Origin of the sequence: Streptomyces sp. NPDC018000, assembly GCF_044328025.1 — a bacterium.
In the GTDB taxonomy this organism is placed as follows: Bacteria; Actinomycetota; Actinomycetes; order Streptomycetales; family Streptomycetaceae; genus Streptomyces.
Genome location: NZ_JBIRGM010000004.1, coordinates 621,446 through 639,629, shown reverse-complemented (window position 1 = coordinate 639,629; position 18,184 = coordinate 621,446). Strand labels below are relative to the sequence as shown.

Sequence of the window (18,184 nt, the reverse complement as noted above, 5' to 3'; positions counted from 1 at the left end):
GCCGGGCGCTCGCCGCTTTTGTCACTCGGTGTGAGGGTGGAACCCTGCACGGCAGGGCGAGTGCCGGGACAAAGTAGTCTTGAGCCCATGCCCGAACGCCGTACCGTCGCCCTTGTCACTCTTGGCTGCGCCCGTAACGAGGTGGACTCGGAGGAGCTCGCAGGCCGCTTGGCAGCGGACGGCTGGGAGCTCGTCGAGGATGCCTCCGAAGCGGATGTCGCCGTCGTCAACACCTGTGGATTCGTCGAGGCCGCCAAGAAGGACTCCGTCGATGCCCTGCTCGAAGCCAATGATCTGAAGGACCACGGCAGGACCCAGGCCGTGGTCGCGGTCGGCTGCATGGCCGAGCGCTACGGCAAGGACCTGGCCGAGGCCCTGCCCGAGGCGGACGGCGTGCTCGGATTCGACGACTACGCAGACATCTCCGACCGCCTCCAGACCATCCTCAACGGCGGCATCCACGCCTCGCATACCCCGCGCGACCGCCGCAAGCTCCTGCCGATCAGCCCGGCCGAGCGGCAGGACGCCGCCGTGGCCCTGCCGGGGCACGCACAGGAGGCCGCACCGGCCCCCGCCCCCGAGGACCTTCCCGACGGAGTCGCTCCGGTCTCCGGGCCGCGGGCGCCCCTGCGCCGTCGGCTGGGTACCAGCCCCGTCGCCTCGGTGAAGCTCGCCTCCGGCTGCGACCGCCGCTGCTCCTTCTGTGCCATCCCGTCCTTCCGCGGCTCCTTCATCTCGCGCCGCCCGTCGGACGTGCTGGGGGAGACCCGCTGGCTGGCCGAGCAGGGGGTGAAGGAGGTCATGCTGGTCTCCGAGAACAACACCTCGTACGGCAAGGACCTCGGCGACATCCGGCTGCTGGAGACGCTGCTGCCTGAGCTCGCCGACGTCGAGGGGATCGAGCGCATCCGGGTCAGCTATCTGCAGCCGGCGGAGATGCGGCCGGGCCTCATCGACGTGCTGACCTCGACCCCGAAGGTCGCCCCGTACTTCGACCTGTCCTTCCAGCACTCGGCCCCCGGTGTGCTGCGGGCGATGCGCCGCTTCGGTGACACCGACCGCTTCCTGGAGCTTCTGGACACCATCCGCAGCAAGGCGCCGCAGGCCGGTGCCCGCTCCAACTTCATCGTGGGCTTCCCCGGCGAGACCGAGGCCGACCTGGCGGAGCTGGAACGCTTCCTCACCGGCGCCAGGCTCGACGCCATCGGCGTCTTCGGCTACTCCGACGAGGAGGGCACCGAGGCGGTGGGTTACGAGAACAAGCTGGACGCCGACACCATCGCGGAGAGGCTCGCGCACATCTCGCAACTGGCCGAGGAACTGACCTCGCAGCGTGCCGAGGAGCGCCTGGGGGAGTCCCTGCAGGTGCTGGTCGAGTCCGTGGACGAAGAGGACGGTGCGGTGGGACGCGCGGCGCACCAGGCCCCGGAAACGGACGGCCAGGTGCTCTTCACCGCACGCGACGGCCTGGTGCCCGGCCGTATGGTCGAGGCAAAGGTTGTGGGTACCGAAGGAGTGGACCTGGTGGCCGAGTGTTCCGAACTCGTGGAGGCGGCCAGATGACGGGAGTCCCGGCATCCGCGGCAGGCGGCTCCGGCACGAAGCCGGTCCGCGGCGGCAAGCTGGGTAGTGCGGCCGTCAATCAGGCCAGCCTGTGGAACATCGCCAACCTGCTCACCATGCTGCGGCTGGCGCTGGTGCCCGGCTTCGTGATGCTGCTGCTGCACAACGGCGGCTACGACCCGGCCTGGCGGTCGGTCGCCTGGGCGGCATTCGCCATCGCCATGATCACCGACCTGTTCGACGGTCATATCGCGCGCACATACAACCTGGTCACCGACTTCGGGAAGATCGCCGACCCGATTGCGGACAAGGCGATCATGGGTGCGGCACTGATCTGTCTGTCGTATCTCGGCGATCTGCCGTGGTGGGTCACGGGCGTGATCCTCTTCCGCGAGATCGGCATCACGCTGATGCGGTTCTGGGTGATACGACATGCGGTGATCCCGGCCAGTCGCGGCGGGAAGATGAAGACTCTGGCGCAGGGGACGGCCGCCGGGATGTACGTCCTGGCGCTGACCGGTCCACTTGCCACCCTGCGCTTCTGGGTGATGGCGGTGGCTGTCGTGCTGACGGTCGTCACCGGGCTCGACTATGTGCGCCAGGCCGTCGTGCTGCGGCGCAAGGGGCTCGCGGCCGAGCGGGCCGCGGCAGCGGAGGCTGCTGGGGACTCCGGGGTGTCTGCGGTGCCTGGAGCGGCTGCGCTGTCCGGGGCTGCCGAGTCTGGAGCGTTCGGGGCTGCTGAGGGTGCAGGGCCGGTCTCCGGGGCCTCGGGTGCCCGTGGTTCGGCGGAGGCCGAGCGGTGACTGCCGCGGCCCGGGTGCTGGAACTGCTCGTGGAGCGCGGTGAGACGCTTGCCGTCGCCGAGTCGCTGACCGGCGGTCTGGTTGCGGCGGAGCTGACGGCCGTACCGGGTGCCTCGAACTCCTTCCGCGGGTCCGTGACGGCGTACGCAACGCCCCTGAAGCGGGAATTGCTGGGCGTGGACGGCGTCCTCCTGGCGGAGCGCGGTGCGGTCGACCCGGATGTGGCGCGGCAGATGGCGACAGGTGTGCGGCGCGTTCTCGGGGCAGACTGGGGTATGGCCACCACCGGCGTTGCGGGCCCCGAGCCGCAGGACGGCAAGCCCGTCGGCACGGTCTATGTTGCGGTGGCCGGGCCGGAAGGCGCGGAGAATGTGACCGCGCTGCGATTGAGCGGCGGGCGTGCGGACATCCGTAGAGAGAGCGTACGGAGCGTACTGGCATTGCTCTCCGTCGAACTCGGCAAGAATGCAAGCGCACAGGATACGGAACAGAACGGGGGGAATTGATGTTTGCAGCCCTGAGTGAACACGACATCGCTCCCCGCACGGCCGCAGCGCAAGGCGGTACGGTGGGGCGTGAAGGATGCGGCTACGCGGTCCGAGGAGGGAGCCACCGATGATTCTGCTCCGTCGCCTGCTTGGTGACGTGCTGCGTCGGCAGCGCCAGCGCCAAGGCCGTACTCTGCGCGAAGTCTCCTCGTCCGCCCGAGTCTCGCTCGGCTATCTCTCCGAGGTGGAGCGGGGGCAGAAGGAGGCATCCTCCGAACTGCTCTCCGCTATTTGCGACGCGCTTGACGTACGGATGTCCGAGCTCATGCGTGAAGTGAGTGATGAGCTGTCGCTGGCCGAACTGGCCGAGTCGGCAGCAGCCAGCGATCCGGTGCCTGTGCCGGTACGCCCAATGCTCAATTCCGTCTCCGTGACGTCGGTGGCAGGCGTGCCGACGGGGCGGGTGACCATCAAGGCGCCCGCGGAAGCGGTGGATGTCGTCGCTGCCTGACCCGCGCGGTCCGGTGTGAAACGGAGTCCCGGTCTGCCCCTCAGGGGGCGGCCGGGGCTTCTGCGTGGTGCGGGGCGGGTGGGCGTGGTCCGTTCTGGATGCGGCTCGTGACTGTCTGGGCGAGACTGCGAGTAAGACCGACGCAGCCCTGCGACGCCGCCCCCCATTTGCCGGTCGGTCCAAGAGGCGTCGATCAGAAAGATCAGGGATGGCCCGACAGGGTTTGACATTGCTTGACGTGTTTCGATGGGGCCTGATGCGGCCTGCGATGGGGTGCCCCTGAGCGCCTCAGGGGCAGGTGGAGCCGTGATCCGGAGCAAGCCCGGACGTCCCGGGCAGAGAGCGCACAACAGCTTGCGGCAGCGCACTGCGCGCCGGTGGTGCAACGGTGCGCCCTCCCGCCGGGCGAGCGGGCCGGACTAGGTTCGGCCGGAGGAGGCAGCCATGGTACGGCGATGGGTGCCGGCGCTCGTTCTCGGCGGAGTGTGGTGGTGGGCCGTGCTACGGCTCGTGCTGGAACCGGCCCATGCGGGGCTTGTCGAGGGTGCGGTGGCGGCGGGTGGATGGGGGCTGAGCCTCCTGCCAGTGCATGTGGCCGCGACCGCTGGGCCGACCAGGGCGAGCGGGGCGGGTGCGGGGCGGTGGTCTGCTCTTGGGATGCGGTGTGCGGATCGGTGGTCCGGCATCGGGATGCAGTGTGTGAGTCGGTGGTCCGCCGTTGGGATGCGGTGTGGTGGCCGGGCCTGGCGGACTACCAGGGCATGGCTACGCCGCCGTTCGGGCGGAGGACCTGACCGGTCATGAAGGCCGACGCATCGGATGCGAGATAGAGCAGGGTGTGGGCGACGTCCTCGGGCTCGCCGACTCGGCCGAGCGGGGAGATACGAGCCATCGTGGCCTCCGCCCGGTGTTGCTGTTCCGCGTCGTGGCGGGCGGTCATGGGCGTACGGATCCAGCCCGGGGCGACGGCGTTGACGCGGATGGAATGAGGCCCCAGTTCGGTCGCGAGGGTCTTCGTCAGCTGGACGACCGCCGCCTTGGCCGCGCTGTAGCAGAGCAGCCCCGGGCTCGCGGCGTCGACCGCTCCCGAGGCCATGGTGATCAGCGAGCCGGGTGCGCCGCGCGTGATCAAGCTGCGGGCCACTTCCTGACAGGTGTACAGAACGCCCTTGAAATTGACTGAGAGGACGCGATCGAGGTCGTCGTCCGCGGTCTCCAGGGCGCTGCTCGTATGCATGATTCCGGCGACGGCGGCCAGGATGTCGATGTCGCCCGCGGTGGCCACCGCGGCCCTGATCCGACTGCGGTCGGTGACATCGAGGGTGTGGATGTGGGATGTGCCACCCGCTTCGGCAATCAGGTCCCGGGTCTTCAGCAGGCCCTTCTCGTCGCGGTCCGCGCAGTGCACGGTGGCGCCCGCCGCTGCGAGCAGGATGGCGCCGGCGCGGCCGATGCCACCCGCCGCGCCGGTGATGAAAGCGGAGCGGCCCGTGAGGTCGTACGCGGTCAGGGACATGACCGGACGGTACGACCAGATCTGACGGGTCGTCAACTAGTTTGTAGGGCCCGTTTGACAGCGCGGGCACCAGTAGGTGGGGCGGGCGTCCTGATCGGCCGTGCGGATGGGCGTGCCACAGTGCAGGCAGGGGCGGTTGGTCCTGCCGTAGACCCAGAGCCGTTCGTTCGTGCCGTATCCGTGGGGCGCTGCGCCGGTGGTTGTGCGCATGGGGCGTTCGCGGTTGGCTTCGAGAAGTTGTTTGGCCGTGGTGACGAGACGGGCGGCGGCGGGGGCGGCCAGGTCGCCGATGGAGAGCCAGGGGGTCGCACGTGCGAGGAAGCAGAGCTCAGCCTTGTAGATATTGCCGATTCCGGCCAGGTTGTGCTGGTCCACGAGAGCCTCGCCCAGGGGGCGGAAGGGGGCGCTGAGCAGATTGTGCAGAGCCGTTTCGGGGTTCCAGTCGGGGCCCAGTAGATCGGGGCCGAGATGGCCGACCGCCTTTTCCTCGTCCCGGTTGCGGAGGAGTTCGAGGACGGGGAGCCGGTAGCCGACGGCTGTCTGCTCCGCGTTGGCGAGGACGGCGCGGATCTGGTGGGCGGGGCCGCCGCGCCAGCGCTCGCCCGGAGCATAGACGCGCCAGGCGCCATCCATCCGTAGATGGCTGTGGAGGGTCAGGCCGCCCTCGATACGGGTGAGGAGATGCTTGCCGCGCGAGGCGACGTCCAGAACAATCCGGCCGGTGAGGTCGGCGGTGGCGAGCCGGGGGACGCGCAGGTCGGAGTGGGTGAGGACCCGGTCGGCGAGTGCGGTGTGCAGACGCTTGGCGGTCTGCAGGACGGTGTCTCCTTCGGGCATGCCTCCATGATGCGGGGTCGGGTGGGGAGTGCGGCGTGCTGGGCGTGGGCGGTGTGCTGCGGCGCAGGTGGCGTGGGGCGCGTGGTGTGGCGCAAGAGGCGTGAGGTGGTTCAGGCGCGCAGGCGGAGTCCCCTCGGGGTGGCCAGGAATCCGGCCGCCTCCAGCGTGCGGCCGATCGGGGAGGTCAGGGACGAGGCGCCGTTGGTGCGCTCCACCGTGACCGTGCCGAGCGCCCCCGCGCGGGCGGCTGCCGCCAGTGCCCCGGCTGCCGCGAGGAGTGCCGGGTCATCCGGGTCGGTGGGCCAGGCCAGCAGCGTCTTGCCGCCACGCTCCATGTACATCGCCAGTTCGCCGTCGACCAGCACCACCAGGGCACCCGCCTTGCGGCCGGGCTTGTGCCCGGCGTTGTCCGGGGGCTCCGGCCAGGGAAGAGCCGCGCCATAGGCATTGGCCGGGTCCGCCGCGGCGAGGACCAGGGCGCGGGGTGCGGTGCCCGGCTCCGTACGGTCTCGGGCGGTGGACGTGGCCCGCAGCCGGTCGACCGCGCCGTCCATCGCGAACTGGGCCGCTCCCAGACCTTCGACGACATAGCCGCGCAGGGCCTGCCCGTTGTCCTCGAAGGCGGACAGGACGCGGTACGTAGCGGAGAAGCCGCCCTCGACGCCTTCGGCCTGGACCGCGCCGCGGGTGACTACCCCGTGGCGGTCGAGGAGTGTTCGGGCCAGGGTGTGCGCACGGTGCGTGGGGTCGGGTTCACCGGCGGGCAGCAGGGACCAGCGGCCCGAGACGGTGGGCGGGCCAGTGCGGGACGAGGGCCGGGCGGCGGCGGTGAGTGAGCCGTAACGCCCGCGCGGGACACTCCGTTTGGCGCGGTGAGCGGTCGACCCTGCTGTGCGACCGGAGCCGAGGAGCGAACGCAGCGGGGCGAGCGTGTCATTGGTGAGCCGGCCCGACCATGCCAGGTCCCAGACCGCATCGGCCAGTTGAGGATCGGTGCAGTCCGGGTGCGTGGTGGCGCGGACATGGTCGGCGATCTGCCGGAAGAACAGTCCGTATCCGCCGGTCAGGGCAGTCAGGACGGATTCGTGCAACGCGCTCAGTTCGAGCGGGTGCGGGGGCGGGAGGAGCAGCGGTGCGCTGTCGGCGAGGTAGAGGGACAGCCAGCCGTCCTTGCCGGGAAGGGCACCCGCACCGGCCCAGACGACCTCGCCGGTGGTGGTCAGCTCGTCCAGCAGTGCGGGGGAGTAGTCGGTTACCCGGCCCGGCAGGATCAGTTTTTCCAGGGCCGACGCCGGGACGGGCGCACCTTGCAACTGCTCGATGGCGCGGGCGAGTCCGTCGATTCCACGCAGGCTGTTGCTGCCCAGGTGCTGCCACTGCGGAAGGAAGCCGGCGAGGGCGGCGGGCGGGACCGGCTCCAGCTCATGGCGGAGCGCGGCGAGTGAACGGCGGCGCAGCCGGCGCAGCACGGTGGCGTCGCACCACTCCTGGCCGATGCCGGCGGGGTGGAACTCGCCCTGGACCAGGCGGCCGGTCGTGGCGAGCCGCTGCAGCGCGCCGTCCGTGACGGCGGTGCCGAGGCCGAAACGGGTGGCGGCCTCGGTGGAGGTGAACGGGCCGTGCGTACGCGCATATCGGGCGAGGAGATCGCCGAGTGGGTCCTTCACCGGTTCGGTGAAAGCCTCGGGGACACCGACCGGGAGTGCGGTGCCCAGCGCGTCGCGCAGCCGTCCCGCGTCCTCGATCGCGGCCCAGCGGTCCGCTCCGCCGACCCGGACCCGGATGGCCCGGCGGGCAGTGGAGAGCTCCGGAGCCCAGGGCGGCTGGGCGCCGCGCTCGGCCAACTCCGCGTCGGTGAGCGGACCGAGGACCCGAAGGAGATCGGCGACCCCTTCGATGTCCTTGATCCGGCGGTCCTCGGTCAGCCACTGGAGTTCTTGCTCCAGCTCGGTCAGGACATCGGCGTCGAGCAGCTCGCGCAGTTCTGCCTGGCCGAGGAGCTCGGCCAGGAGATGGGAGTCGAGGGAGAGGGCTGCGGCCCGCCGTTCGGCGAGAGGCGAGTCGCCCTCGTACAGGAACTGGGCCACATAACCGAACAGGAGCGAGCGGGCGAAGGGCGAGGGCTCCGGGGTGGTCACCTCTACCAGCCGGACACGGCGTGCTTCCAGGTCGCCCATGAGTTCCGTCAGCCCTGGGACGTCGAAGACATCCTGGAGGCATTCGCGGACCGCTTCCAGAACGATCGGGAAGGATCCGAACTCGGAGGCGACCTGAAGGAGTTGTGCGGCGCGTTGGCGCTGCTGCCAGAGCGGGGTGCGCTTGCCGGGGCTGCGTCGCGGCAGCAGCAGGGCGCGCGCCGCGCATTCGCGGAACCGCGAGGCGAACAGGGCTGATCCGCCCACCTGGTCGGTGACGATCTGGTTGATCTCGCCCTGGTCGAAGGTCACGTCCGCAGCGCCGACGGGCGGTTGTCCGCTGTCGTAGGAGGGGCCCGGCAGCGGTGCCGGATCCTGGTCCGGCTCCTGCGCCGGATCGAAGTCCAGGAGGTCCAGGCCCATCAGGTCTGCGTCGGGCAGCCGCAGCACTATGCCGTCGTCGGCATGCATCACCTGGGCATCCATGCCGTACCGCTCGGCGAGGCGAGCGTTCAGCGCCAGCGCCCACGGGGCATGCACCTGCGCGCCGAACGGGGAGTGGACGACGACCCGCCAGTCTCCCAGCTCGTCACGGAAACGCTCGACGAGGATGGTCCTGTCGTCCGGTACGTGACCGCAGGCGCGGCGCTGTTCGTCGATGTACGACAGGGTGTTGTCGGCGGCCCAGGTGTCGAGACCGGCGGCGAGCAGACGCTGCCGGGCATCTTCCTGGGACAGCCCGCCGATCTCGCGGAGGAATGCGCCGAGCGCACGGCCCAGCTCCAGCGGACGGCCCAGCTGGTCGCCCTTCCAGAACGGAAGCCGGCCGGGAACCCCGGGGGCGGGAGACACCAGGACCCGGTCGCGGGTGATGTCCTCGATCCGCCAGGACGTGGTGCCCAGCGTGAAGACGTCGCCGACCCGGGACTCGTACACCATCTCCTCGTCCAGCTCGCCGACCCGGCCGCCGCCCTTCTTGGGGTCGGCGCCGGCGAGGAAGACCCCGAAGAGCCCGCGATCGGGGATGGTCCCGCCGGAGGTGACGGCGAGCCGCTGGGCGCCCGGGCGGCCCGTGACCGTACCGGCCACCCGGTCCCAGACCACACGCGGGCGCAGCTCGGCGAAGGCGTCGGACGGATAGCGCCCGGCGAGCATGTCCAGCACGGCGGTGAACGCCGACTCGGGCAGGGAGGCGAAGGGGGCGGCGCGGCGGGTCACAGTCAGCAGATCGTCCACCTGCCAGCTGTCCAGGGCGACCATGGCGACGAGCTGCTGGGCCAGCACGTCCAGGGGGTTGGAAGGAATCCGGAGCGCCTCGATGGAACCCTCGCGCATCCGCTCGGTGACCACGGCCGCCTGCACCAGATCGCCCCGGTACTTCGGAAAAACCACTCCGGTGGAGATCGCACCGACCTGATGCCCGGCCCGGCCGACCCGTTGCAGCCCGGAGGCGACCGACGGCGGCGACTCCACCTGGACCACCAGATCGACCGCTCCCATGTCGATGCCCAGTTCCAGACTGGAGGTGGCGACCACGGCCGGCAGCCGGCCCGCCTTGAGGTCCTCCTCGACCTGGGCGCGCTGTTCCTTGGAGACCGAACCGTGGTGGGCGCGGGCGAGCAGCGCGGGGGCGCCCTTCGCCGCGCCCGACTGGGCCATGATCTCGGCCGGGGAGTGTGCTTCCGGCGGTGTGGGGGCGGGGCCGTGCTCATGGAGCACAGTGCCGGTGGCCCGCTCGTACGCGATCTCGTTGAGCCGGTTGCAGAGCCGCTCCGCGAGGCGGCGGGAATTGGCGAAGACGATGGTGGAGCGATGCTCCTGGACGAGATCGACGATACGTTCCTCGACATGGGGCCAGATCGACGGTTTGTCCGCCTGGCCCGCCTGGCCCGCCCGGTCGGTGTCGGTGGCGGGGGAGCCGCCGAGCTCGCCCAGGTCCTCGACCGGCACGACCACCGACAGGTCGAACCGCTTGGTGGACGGCGGCTGGACGATCTCCACCTTCCGCTGCGGTGAAAGGAAGCGCGCCACCTCGTCGACCGGACGGACCGTCGCCGACAGGCCGATCCGCCGTGCCGGTCGCGGCAGCAGCTCGTCGAGACGCTCCAGCGATACGGCGAGATGGGCGCCCCGCTTCGTGCCCGCCACGGCATGCACTTCGTCCAGAATCACTGTCTCGATGCCGGACAGTGCCTCCCGGGCCGATGAGGTCAGCATCAGGAACAGCGATTCGGGCGTGGTGATCAGGATGTCCGGCGGTCGGGTCGCCATCGAGCGGCGCTCGGCCGGCGGGGTGTCGCCGGAGCGGATCCCCACCCGGACCTCGGGCTCGGGCAGCCCCAGGCGTACCGACTCCTGGCGGATGCCGGTCAGGGGCGAGCGGAGATTGCGCTCGACATCGACCGCGAGGGCCTTGAGCGGCGACACGTACAGCACACGGCAGCGCTTCTTCGCCTCGGCGGGCGGCGGGACGGACGCCAGCCCGTCCAGCGCGGCGAGGAACGCGGCCAGGGTCTTGCCGGAGCCGGTCGGCGCGACGACCAGCACGTCCGAGCCCTCGCCGATCGCGCGCCAGGCGCCTTCCTGCGCGGCGGTGGGCGCGCTGAAGGCACCCGCGAACCAGCTGCGGGTCGCAGGGGAGAACGAGTCGAGCGCAGAGCCGGCCATGTCCCCCATCGTGCACCCCGCCACTGACAACGGCCGTAATGGTCATCGGCGACCCTGCCCGGGGGCTGCGAGGATTCGTCCATGGCGGCCATACCGGAGTCGGGGTCTGCGCACTCGGTCTCGTCGTCTCACCGGCGTCTCGCAGTTCGCCCTTCCGCGCGCGATCCGCCCCTTCGCCGCCCAGTGGGTCATCGACGAGACCTCCGCCGTGACACTTCGGGTCTCAGTCGAGGCTGCGTCCATGGGCCCGCAGTGTCAGAAGCGCCTTGATCGTCACGATGGGCCGCCCCTCCGGAGCCGTCCCCGGAGCCCACTGCCGCCAGTTCACCGGCCAGCCGCCGTCCGTCTGCTGCTCGGCCGCAAGATGGTCGAGCGAGCGGGCCATTTCCTCGTCGGTGAACCAGCGGCGGGCGAGCGAATCGGGTGTACGGGCGTAGTCGTACGGGAAGTGCTGCTCGCCCGGTGCGTATCCGGCCGCCACCGGGTACTCCGCACGCCGCTCCGGATCCAGCACGGCGAGCCGCTGTTCCCGCACCAGCCGCCCGAGCCGGTCGGCCGCCGCCTCCGCACGGGCCCGGTCCGGAGCGCCGTTCAGAAAGGCGAGCGCCGCCTCGATCTCGTACGGATGCGACCGGTCCAGAGCGTCGACCGCCGCCCAGCAGAAATCGGTGGCCCGGAACAGCCAGGCATGCCACACCGCATTGCGGTGCAGGAGCCCGACGACGGGTCCGGTGGTCAACAGCTCCGCGGGCGGGTCGTCGACGATCGGGATGAACGGTGCGGCCGGATAGCCGCGCTGCGACGGTAGGAGAGCGGGCAGTGCACCCTCCTTGGTGGACACCTCGGTCAGGAAGCGGCAGATCTGCTCCATCCGCAGCCCGCTGCAGCGGCCGATGGAGTCGAGGACATTGAGCGCGTGCGCGGTGTGCAGTGGCTGACTGACGGGGCCGCGCAGATCGGGTTCGAGCGCGTGCCCGTATCCGCCGTCCTCATTCAGATAGGCGGCGAGTGCGGTCTCCACGGTCTCCGCACTTCCTTTCAGGAAGTAATGGGCGAACCGCCGCTGTTCTAGGACACGGGCCGTGAGCCAAATGAACTGCTCGGCACGGTTGAGGGGACTTGTTCCGGTTCCAGCCATGGACCGACCGTAGGGCGGTAAGCGCTCTCGGCAAGACGTAGCGGCCGGGCTGCACTCTCAGGAGCGGGATACTGAGGTCATGCGGTTGACGATTTTCTGGGAACGGATGGCGGACCACTTCGGCGCGGGGTACGCCGATTCCTTTGCGCGCGATCATGTGATGGCCGAGCTCGGCGGGCAGACGGTGCACCAGGCGCTGGCCGCGGGCTGGGATGCCAAGGACGTCTGGCGCGGTGTCTGTGCGGCGGTCGACATCCCCGCCGACAAGCGCTGATCGTCGGCTTGTCAATGACCGGACCTGTGATGTTGCCCGGGGCGGGGCCATTTGTCGCAGCGGTAGGCGAGACTGGAGCCGTGTCACCGACAGATGAGACAGCCCAGACCGAGACGCCTCTCGCCCAGCACGCCCCGCCGTCCGGCACCCGGCCGGCCCGTATGCCCGTGTGGCTGCCGCGCGCCATGGTGCTCGCCCTGGCGCTCTATGCCTGTTTCCAGCTCGGCAGCTGGGCGTTCCACCAGCTCATCGGGCTGCTGATCAATGTGCTGATCGCGTTCTTCCTGGCGCTCGCCATCGAGCCCGCTGTGAGCCGGATGGCGGCGCGCGGCATGCGTCGCGGCCTCGCCACTTTCCTGGTCTTCCTCGTTGTGCTGATAGGCGCGGCCGGTTTCGTCGTGCTGCTCGGCTCGATGCTCGCGGGCCAGATCGTCGCCATGGTCGAGGAGCTCCCGAGTTATCTGGACTCGGTGATCAACTGGGTCAACCAGATCTTCCACACCGAGCTCTCCCGGGTCGAGGTCCAGGACAGCGTGCTGCACTCCGACTGGCTGCAGAAGTACGTCCAGAACAGCGCCACCGGAGTGCTCGACATCTCCACCACCGTGCTCGGCGGGCTGTTCCGCCTTCTGACGATCTTCCTGTTCTCGTTCTACTTCGCCGCCGACGGCCCCAGGCTGCGACGCGCCCTGTGCTCCGTACTGCCGCCCGCGAAGCAGGCCGAGGTTCTGCGGGCCTGGGAGATCGCGGTCGACAAGACCGGCGGCTACCTCTACTCGCGCGGTTTGATGGCGCTCATCTCCGGGATCGCGCACTACATCCTGCTGATGATCCTCGGTGTTCCGTACGCGTCCGCGCTCGCCATCTGGGTCGGACTGGTCTCCCAGTTCATCCCCACGATCGGTACGTATCTGGCAGGCGCCCTGCCCATGCTGATCGCGTTCACCATCGACCCCTGGTACGCGCTGTGGGTGCTCGGATTCGTCGTGATCTACCAGCAGTTCGAGAACTATGCGCTGCAGCCCAAGCTCACCTCCAAGACCGTTGATATCCATCCGGCGGTCGCCTTCGGATCGGTCATCGTGGGCACGGCGCTGATGGGTGCCGTGGGTGCGCTGATCGCGATCCCGGCCGTCGCTACGCTTCAGGCGTTCCTCGGCGCCTATGTGAAGCGGTACGACGTGACGGACGACCCGAGAGTGCACGGCCGCCTCCAGCAACGTGGTGAGCCGGTGCTCGCACGGATGCGCCGGTCCTGGCGGGCTGCCGAGAGCAATGAGGGCCGGGGCGGACAGGGCAGGGCCGGGGAGCATCCGGAACGTGTCTGACCGGCTCGATGGAGGCGGTCGCTCCGGTCGAACCCAGCTGAACAGCGATGCCACGGTCCGCGCTCCGCCTCGCCTTGGCCACCAGAGCTGCTTTGCTTGCCAGGTTTGTCCGCACATGGTCGGAATCCGGCGCGGTGTCGATCGCCGATCCTGACTTCTCGGGGTGGAGCGCCAGGGGCCTGCTCCGGGGGCGGTTCAGTCCGGCGCGGCTCACTTGACACCAAAATCGAACATACATTCTCATGGGATTCCGGCCGGGTTTTCCCGGGCCCGACCGTGGAGTTGTCCACAGGCCGGGAGGACGTCGAGGCCCATTGTCAGTGGCAGGGGTTAGCGTCTTTGACGTGAAGCGATCGACTCAAGCAAATCGGGTGGAACCCATGGCAGGAACCGACCGCGAGAAGGCGCTGGACGCCGCACTCGCACAGATTGAACGACAATTCGGCAAGGGCGCGGTGATGCGCCTCGGTGAGCGGCCGAACGAGCCCGTCGAGGTGATCCCCACCGGTTCGACTGCCCTCGACGTGGCCCTTGGCGTCGGCGGCCTGCCGCGCGGCCGTGTGGTGGAGGTGTACGGGCCTGAGTCCTCCGGTAAGACGACGCTGACGCTGCACGCGGTGGCGAATGCGCAGAAGCTCGGCGGCTCGGTGGCCTTCATCGACGCCGAGCACGCTCTCGACCCCGAGTACGCGAAGAAGCTCGGCGTCGACATCGACAGCCTCATCCTGTCCCAGCCGGACAACGGCGAGCAGGCCCTCGAAATCGTCGACATGCTGGTTCGCTCCGGCGCGCTCGATCTGATCGTCATCGACTCCGTCGCGGCGCTCGTGCCGCGCGCGGAAATCGAGGGCGAGATGGGCGACTCGCACGTGGGTCTGCAGGCCCGCCTGATGAGCCAGGCACTCCGCAAGATCACCAGCGCGCTCAACCAGTCCAAGACCACGGCGATCTTCATCAACCAGCTCCGCGAGAAAATCGGTGTGATGTTCGGCTCGCCGGAGACCACGACCGGTGGCCGGGCGCTCAAGTTCTACGCCTCGGTGCGCCTCGACATCCGCCGGATCGAGACGCTGAAGGACGGCACCGACGCCGTCGGTAACCGCACCCGCGTCAAGGTCGTGAAGAACAAGGTCGCGCCGCCCTTCAAGCAGGCCGAGTTCGACATCCTCTACGGCCAGGGCATCAGCCGTGAGGGCGGTCTGATCGACATGGGCGTGGAGCACGGCTTCGTCCGCAAGGCGGGCGCCTGGTACACGTACGAGGGTGACCAGCTCGGCCAGGGCAAGGAGAACGCCCGTAACTTCCTCAAGGACAACCCCGATCTCGCCAATGAGATCGAGAAGAAGATCCTTGAGAAGCTGGGCGTCGGTGTCAGGCCTGATGCCGACGAGCCCGGTGCCAATGCGGCGGGCGGCGCCGCGGCTTCGGCCGACAGCGCGAAGTCGGTGCCCGCTCCGGCCGGCAAGGCCAAGCCGGCCAAGACCGCGGCGGCCAAGAGCTAGACCGTGACGCGTCGTACGGAGTGGCCGGTCGGCGCCACTGACCATGGTGTTGGTCCCGGCCCCGAATTCGCCACCGGACACACGGCCGAGTCCGAGGGCGCGTACGAGCCGGAGGCCGGTCACGGCACCAGCTCGGGTGCCGGATTCGGTGAGGGGGCGGGGCGTCGTGCCCGCTCCCGCTCCAGGAGCAGCGGCTCCCCTTCCTCGTCGAGGGCCGAGAAGGGGGAGCCGCGAGACCCGGTCGAGCAGGCGCGCAACATCTGTCTGCGGCTGCTCACCGGGACCCCGCGCACCCGAAAGCAGCTTGCGGATGCCCTGCGCAAGCGGGAGATTCCGGATGAGGCAGCCGAAGAAGTGCTGTCGCGCTTCGAGGATGTCGGGCTGATCGACGATGCCGCGTTTGCGGACGCCTGGGTGGAGTCCCGGCACCACGGCCGAGGGCTGGCCCGCCGCGCTCTCGTCCGTGAGCTGCGCACCAAGGGGGTGGATTCCGCCGTGATCGACGAGGCCGTCGGGCAGCTCGACTCCGAGCAGGAGGAGATGACCGCCCGCGAGCTGGTAGTGCGCAAGTTGCGCTCCACTCGCGGCTTGGACCGCGACAAGCGGCTGCGCCGCCTTGCGGGCATGCTCGCCCGGAAGGGGTACGGGGAAGGCATGGCCCTGCGCGTGGTGCGGCAGGCGCTGGAAGAAGAGGGCGAGGACACGGAAGGGCTGGACGAGCCCTTCTGACCGGGCCCGTACTGGGCGGGACGGTTGTGGTGATTACTGTCCGGCGCGAGCCGCGCGACTGATGGTGGCGTCGATCAGGACGAGCGCATCCGCGGCGGTGCGGCCGGGGTGCCGGTTCCAGGGTCCGATCAGCCCGGACCAGCCCTGGGAACGGAGTTCGGCGATGAGCCAGGCGCCGGCCCGGTCCACGGTGTCGCGGGAGCCGTACCCCAGGCGGTGTGCGGTGAGCAGGGCGCCGCAGATACACCGGGCGCCGCGGGCGTTGCGCAACCGGTACGGGGTGTTCTGCCAGCCCCACTCGGTCAGGATCTGCCGTGCGTAGGCGAGATGGGTGGAGGGCCGCACTTCGGGCTGTCCGATACGCCGCCAGGAGTGGAGCCGGTCGGGGAGGATCGCACCCAGGCGCCCGGGAAGGGGCCGTTCGCGCGGCGCGGACGCCGGCAGGGCTCGGACGGAATCGGCGATGAGCTGGTCGACCGGTACGGACAGCAGGTCGCGCCAGTCGGCCGGGTGGCTGTCCGGCAGCTGTTCCGCGGTGCCGGAGCAGGAGGGGGGTGCGGGTTCGGGGGCGGTGAGGTCCCAGCCGGAGACGATCTGCTGCCACGCCTCGGTGTCATGGAGGCGAGCGGCCTGAACGTCGAACTGGTCAGGGGTGAGGGTGGGGGTCGGCATGGGTGCGAAGTCTCCGTCATGTCGGTCCTTGGCGTTGAGGTGAATGTCCGTCGGGCACGGGGATTGCTCCACCTGAGCGTGGCGTTCGGGTGTATCGGAGCGGATTCGGCGGACTGGCGACGCAGATGCGTTCCGGTGCACGGACATCTGTGACCGGCACTCGGGGTCCGCCCGGCGGAGGTATGCACGGCCGCACGACAGAGCGCAGGGCGCGGCAGGATGAGGCGATTCAGCAGGACGGTCGACACACGCAGCCCGGATGGCGGACGAGGTCCATATGGACCCTCCGCCACAGGCGCACATCGGTGTCGGTCACGTTCCGGAGTGGACCATGTGTGCCCGTACGGTCAATTGACGTCCGCTGTCCGGTCGGAGCGTACGGAGGTGCGTGCCGCGCCGCCACGCGTCGCATCCGCCGCAGCGAAGAGCTCCTGGGGCCGTACCCCGCCGAACGACGCCACCAGGTGACCGTCCGGCCTGATCAGCAGCACGGTGTGCGCCGACGCCCCCGGATAGCTCTCGGTCACCAACAGCTCGCCCTTCACCGGCATCGCATCGACAGCCGCGACCAGACGGGGCATGACGCCCGCGGTCATCCAGTGCCGCCGGTCCCACACCCCGGTTCCGGGCGCCACCAGGACCACCAGCAGGTGCCCCTGCCCCAGCCGCTCGCGCAGCCGCACGGTCGTGCCGTCGGGTGCCGTCACCCGTACATCGGTGACCGGCGCACCGGGGGGCGTACCCACGGATGTGTGCGCCTCGGAGCGTGGGGGCGCAAGAGGCGAGTGCGAGTACGAGGGGGGCGCACCGAGGGGGCCGCATCCCAGATGCCCGTCGGTGAGCAGCGAGTCATGCCCCCGTGCGCTCCCGGGCACCAGGGTCCGCAGGCCTCCGCCACCGCGCAGTATCGGCAGCGACTGGTCCGCGGCGCGCAGCCGTGCGGCGACGGCGGCCCGGCGCTCGGCCTGGTAGCTGTCGAGCAGTACGTCGGAGGCGCCGTGGTGCCAGGCCTGGGCCAGCTTCCAGGCCAGGTTCTCGGCGTCCCGCAGTCCCTCGTCGAGCCCCTGGGTGCCGAGCGCCCCCAGCAGATGGGCGGCGTCCCCGGCGAGGAAGGCGCGGTCGACCCGCCACCGCAGGGCGAGCCGGTGGTGCAGCGTGTACACGCCCGTGTCCAGCAGTTCGTACGGCGGTGTCTCGCCGCACCAGCCCGCCAGGGTGTCCCGGACCCGGGTGATCAGGGCGTCCGGGGTGACGAGCTCGCCACGCGGCGGCAGCAGCCAGTCCAGCCGCCAGGCGCCGTCCGGAAGGGGCCGTGCGGTCACCTCGGCGCCCCCGGTGCGCCACGGCGGCAGCCGGTGCAGCACGGCCTGCCCCGGCCAGGGAAGATCGGTGCGCAGAGCCGCGACGGCGTGCCGCTCCACCGCCGTACGGCCGGGGAAACGGATGTCGAGGAGCTTGCGCACGGTGGACCTGGCGCCGTCGCAGCCCACCAGATAACTCCCACGCCACCAAGTCGGATTCGGCTCCCTGGTGTGCACCGTGACCCCGGTCGGGTCCTGCTTCAGCGTGTCGATCCGGCTGTACGGAGCCACCCGCACCAGCTTATGCGCGGCCACCGCGTCCCGCAGCCCACGCGTCAGGACGTGCTGCGGCAGATGAAGCGGGGCGGGCAACGGACCGCCGTCGGGGGAATCCGCGTCGGGGGAGTCCGCGCCGAGCCGCAGCTCACGCACCAGTTGCCTGCGTCGCATGGACCGCCAGCCGGACCAGCGGACTCCCTCGTGCAGGAGTGCTTTGCAACCGAGCCGCTCCACCAGGGCCGCCGTGTCCTCGCGCAGCACCACCGTACGGGCCGGACGCGTCTCGTCCTTGGCCGGATCCTCGTCCAGAAGGACGGAAGGGACGTCCTGTGCTGCGAGGGCGAGCGACAGTGCCAGACCGACGGGTCCCGCGCCGACGACGATCACCGGGTCCACGGGGCGCCCCCTCGGATTCGCGCGAACGATGCCGAAGACACCAGG

15 protein-coding genes and 1 pseudogene are annotated in these 18,184 nt (G+C 70.1%); 10 read left to right on the top strand and 6 right to left on the bottom strand.

The window, feature by feature from the left end:
* Window positions 1-87: 87 nt before the first annotated feature.
* From rimO to ACH4EW_RS14385, 5 genes are all read left to right on the top strand, one after another.
* Entirely contained in the window at window positions 88-1,563 is a 1,476-nt protein-coding gene (gene rimO, locus ACH4EW_RS14405) for a 30S ribosomal protein S12 methylthiotransferase RimO (protein WP_398255978.1), read from the top strand.
* The gene (pgsA, locus tag ACH4EW_RS14400) at window positions 1,560-2,366 is read left to right on the top strand and encodes a CDP-diacylglycerol--glycerol-3-phosphate 3-phosphatidyltransferase (RefSeq protein WP_398255975.1); all 807 of its coding nucleotides are present in this window, start codon (window positions 1,560-1,562) and stop codon (window positions 2,364-2,366) included. Before rimO ends, pgsA begins: the two co-directional genes overlap by 4 nt.
* A complete protein-coding gene (locus ACH4EW_RS14395) occupies window positions 2,363-2,872 on the top strand; it encodes a CinA family protein (RefSeq protein WP_398255972.1) in 510 nt (169 codons plus the stop codon). The genes pgsA and ACH4EW_RS14395 overlap by 4 nt, the downstream gene beginning before the upstream one ends.
* Before the next feature lie 109 nt (window positions 2,873-2,981).
* Complete coding sequence (locus ACH4EW_RS14390; RefSeq protein ID WP_018105285.1) at window positions 2,982-3,365, top strand: helix-turn-helix domain-containing protein; 384 nt, start codon at window positions 2,982-2,984, stop codon at window positions 3,363-3,365.
* Window positions 3,366-3,809: 444 nt separating this feature from the next.
* Window positions 3,810-4,169 (top strand): hypothetical protein, encoded by a 360-nt coding sequence (locus tag ACH4EW_RS14385; protein WP_398255969.1) that lies wholly within the window; start codon window positions 3,810-3,812, stop codon window positions 4,167-4,169.
* Here ACH4EW_RS14385 and ACH4EW_RS14380 read toward each other — a convergent pair.
* From ACH4EW_RS14380 to ACH4EW_RS14370, 3 genes are all read right to left on the bottom strand, one after another.
* Window positions 4,117-4,881 carry an SDR family NAD(P)-dependent oxidoreductase gene (locus ACH4EW_RS14380; RefSeq protein WP_398255966.1) on the bottom strand — a complete coding sequence of 255 codons (765 nt, stop codon included), beginning with the start codon at window positions 4,879-4,881 and terminating at the stop codon, window positions 4,117-4,119. The genes ACH4EW_RS14385 and ACH4EW_RS14380 overlap by 53 nt on opposite strands.
* A 36-nt stretch (window positions 4,882-4,917) precedes the next feature.
* Window positions 4,918-5,718, bottom strand: a complete 801-nt coding sequence (locus ACH4EW_RS14375; RefSeq protein WP_398255963.1) for a DNA-formamidopyrimidine glycosylase family protein — start codon at window positions 5,716-5,718, stop codon at window positions 4,918-4,920.
* Between the two features lie 110 nt (window positions 5,719-5,828).
* Window positions 5,829-10,520 (bottom strand): DEAD/DEAH box helicase, encoded by a 4,692-nt coding sequence (locus tag ACH4EW_RS14370; protein WP_398255960.1) that lies wholly within the window; start codon window positions 10,518-10,520, stop codon window positions 5,829-5,831.
* 148 nt (window positions 10,521-10,668) lie between these two features.
* On the opposite strand from ACH4EW_RS14370, the pseudogene ACH4EW_RS14365 reads away from it, so the two are divergent.
* A pseudogene (locus ACH4EW_RS14365) lies at window positions 10,669-10,737 on the top strand (branched-chain amino acid ABC transporter permease); the annotation flags it as partial.
* Window positions 10,738-10,743: 6 nt separating this feature from the next.
* Here the strand turns inward: ACH4EW_RS14365 and ACH4EW_RS14360 are convergent.
* The gene (locus ACH4EW_RS14360) at window positions 10,744-11,658 is read right to left on the bottom strand and encodes a hypothetical protein (RefSeq protein ID WP_398255958.1); all 915 of its coding nucleotides are present in this window, start codon (window positions 11,656-11,658) and stop codon (window positions 10,744-10,746) included.
* A gap of 79 nt (window positions 11,659-11,737) precedes the next feature.
* Here ACH4EW_RS14360 and ACH4EW_RS14355 point away from each other — a divergent pair, with 79 nt between their 5' ends.
* From ACH4EW_RS14355 to recX, 4 genes are all read left to right on the top strand, one after another.
* Window positions 11,738-11,932 (top strand): DUF3046 domain-containing protein, encoded by a 195-nt coding sequence (locus ACH4EW_RS14355; RefSeq protein WP_398255955.1) that lies wholly within the window; start codon window positions 11,738-11,740, stop codon window positions 11,930-11,932.
* A gap of 161 nt (window positions 11,933-12,093) precedes the next feature.
* Entirely contained in the window at window positions 12,094-13,260 is a 1,167-nt protein-coding gene (locus tag ACH4EW_RS14350; protein ID WP_398256095.1) for an AI-2E family transporter, read from the top strand.
* A 380-nt stretch (window positions 13,261-13,640) separates the two neighbouring features.
* Window positions 13,641-14,762: a recombinase RecA gene (gene recA, locus ACH4EW_RS14345; protein ID WP_398255952.1), complete on the top strand. Its 1,122-nt coding sequence runs from the start codon at window positions 13,641-13,643 to the stop codon at window positions 14,760-14,762.
* A 3-nt stretch (window positions 14,763-14,765) separates the two neighbouring features.
* Window positions 14,766-15,491, top strand: a complete 726-nt coding sequence (gene recX / locus ACH4EW_RS14340) for a recombination regulator RecX (protein WP_398255949.1) — start codon at window positions 14,766-14,768, stop codon at window positions 15,489-15,491.
* A 33-nt stretch (window positions 15,492-15,524) separates the two neighbouring features.
* Here the strand turns inward: recX and ACH4EW_RS14335 are convergent, their stop codons facing one another.
* Together ACH4EW_RS14335 and ACH4EW_RS14330 are read right to left on the bottom strand one after the other, a co-directional pair.
* Window positions 15,525-16,163, bottom strand: coding sequence for a hypothetical protein (locus tag ACH4EW_RS14335; protein WP_398255947.1), 639 nt, complete (start codon window positions 16,161-16,163; stop codon window positions 15,525-15,527).
* A 347-nt stretch (window positions 16,164-16,510) separates the two neighbouring features.
* A complete protein-coding gene (locus ACH4EW_RS14330; RefSeq protein WP_398255945.1) occupies window positions 16,511-18,139 on the bottom strand; it encodes an FAD-dependent monooxygenase in 1,629 nt (542 codons plus the stop codon).
* Between the last annotated feature and the right edge of the window lie 45 nt (window positions 18,140-18,184).

Bases quoted from the DNA above. Each gene is read 5' to 3' on its own strand.
- rimO (WP_398255978.1), top strand. From the start codon at position 88: ATGCCCGAACGCCGTACCGTCGCCCTTGTCACTCTTGGCTGCGCCCGT.
- ACH4EW_RS14380 (WP_398255966.1), bottom strand. From the start codon at position 4,881: ATGTCCCTGACCGCGTACGACCTCACGGGCCGCTCCGCTTTCATCACC.
- pgsA (WP_398255975.1), top strand. From the start codon at position 1,560: ATGACGGGAGTCCCGGCATCCGCGGCAGGCGGCTCCGGCACGAAGCCG.
- ACH4EW_RS14385 (WP_398255969.1), top strand. From the start codon at position 3,810: ATGGTACGGCGATGGGTGCCGGCGCTCGTTCTCGGCGGAGTGTGGTGG.
- ACH4EW_RS14390 (WP_018105285.1), top strand. From the start codon at position 2,982: ATGATTCTGCTCCGTCGCCTGCTTGGTGACGTGCTGCGTCGGCAGCGC.
- ACH4EW_RS14370 (WP_398255960.1), bottom strand. From the start codon at position 10,520: ATGGCCGGCTCTGCGCTCGACTCGTTCTCCCCTGCGACCCGCAGCTGG.
- ACH4EW_RS14375 (WP_398255963.1), bottom strand. From the start codon at position 5,718: ATGCCCGAAGGAGACACCGTCCTGCAGACCGCCAAGCGTCTGCACACC.
- recA (WP_398255952.1), top strand. From the start codon at position 13,641: ATGGCAGGAACCGACCGCGAGAAGGCGCTGGACGCCGCACTCGCACAG.
- ACH4EW_RS14360 (WP_398255958.1), bottom strand. From the start codon at position 11,658: ATGGCTGGAACCGGAACAAGTCCCCTCAACCGTGCCGAGCAGTTCATT.
- ACH4EW_RS14355 (WP_398255955.1), top strand. From the start codon at position 11,738: ATGCGGTTGACGATTTTCTGGGAACGGATGGCGGACCACTTCGGCGCG.
- ACH4EW_RS14335 (WP_398255947.1), bottom strand. From the start codon at position 16,163: ATGCCGACCCCCACCCTCACCCCTGACCAGTTCGACGTTCAGGCCGCT.
- ACH4EW_RS14350 (WP_398256095.1), top strand. From the start codon at position 12,094: ATGCCCGTGTGGCTGCCGCGCGCCATGGTGCTCGCCCTGGCGCTCTAT.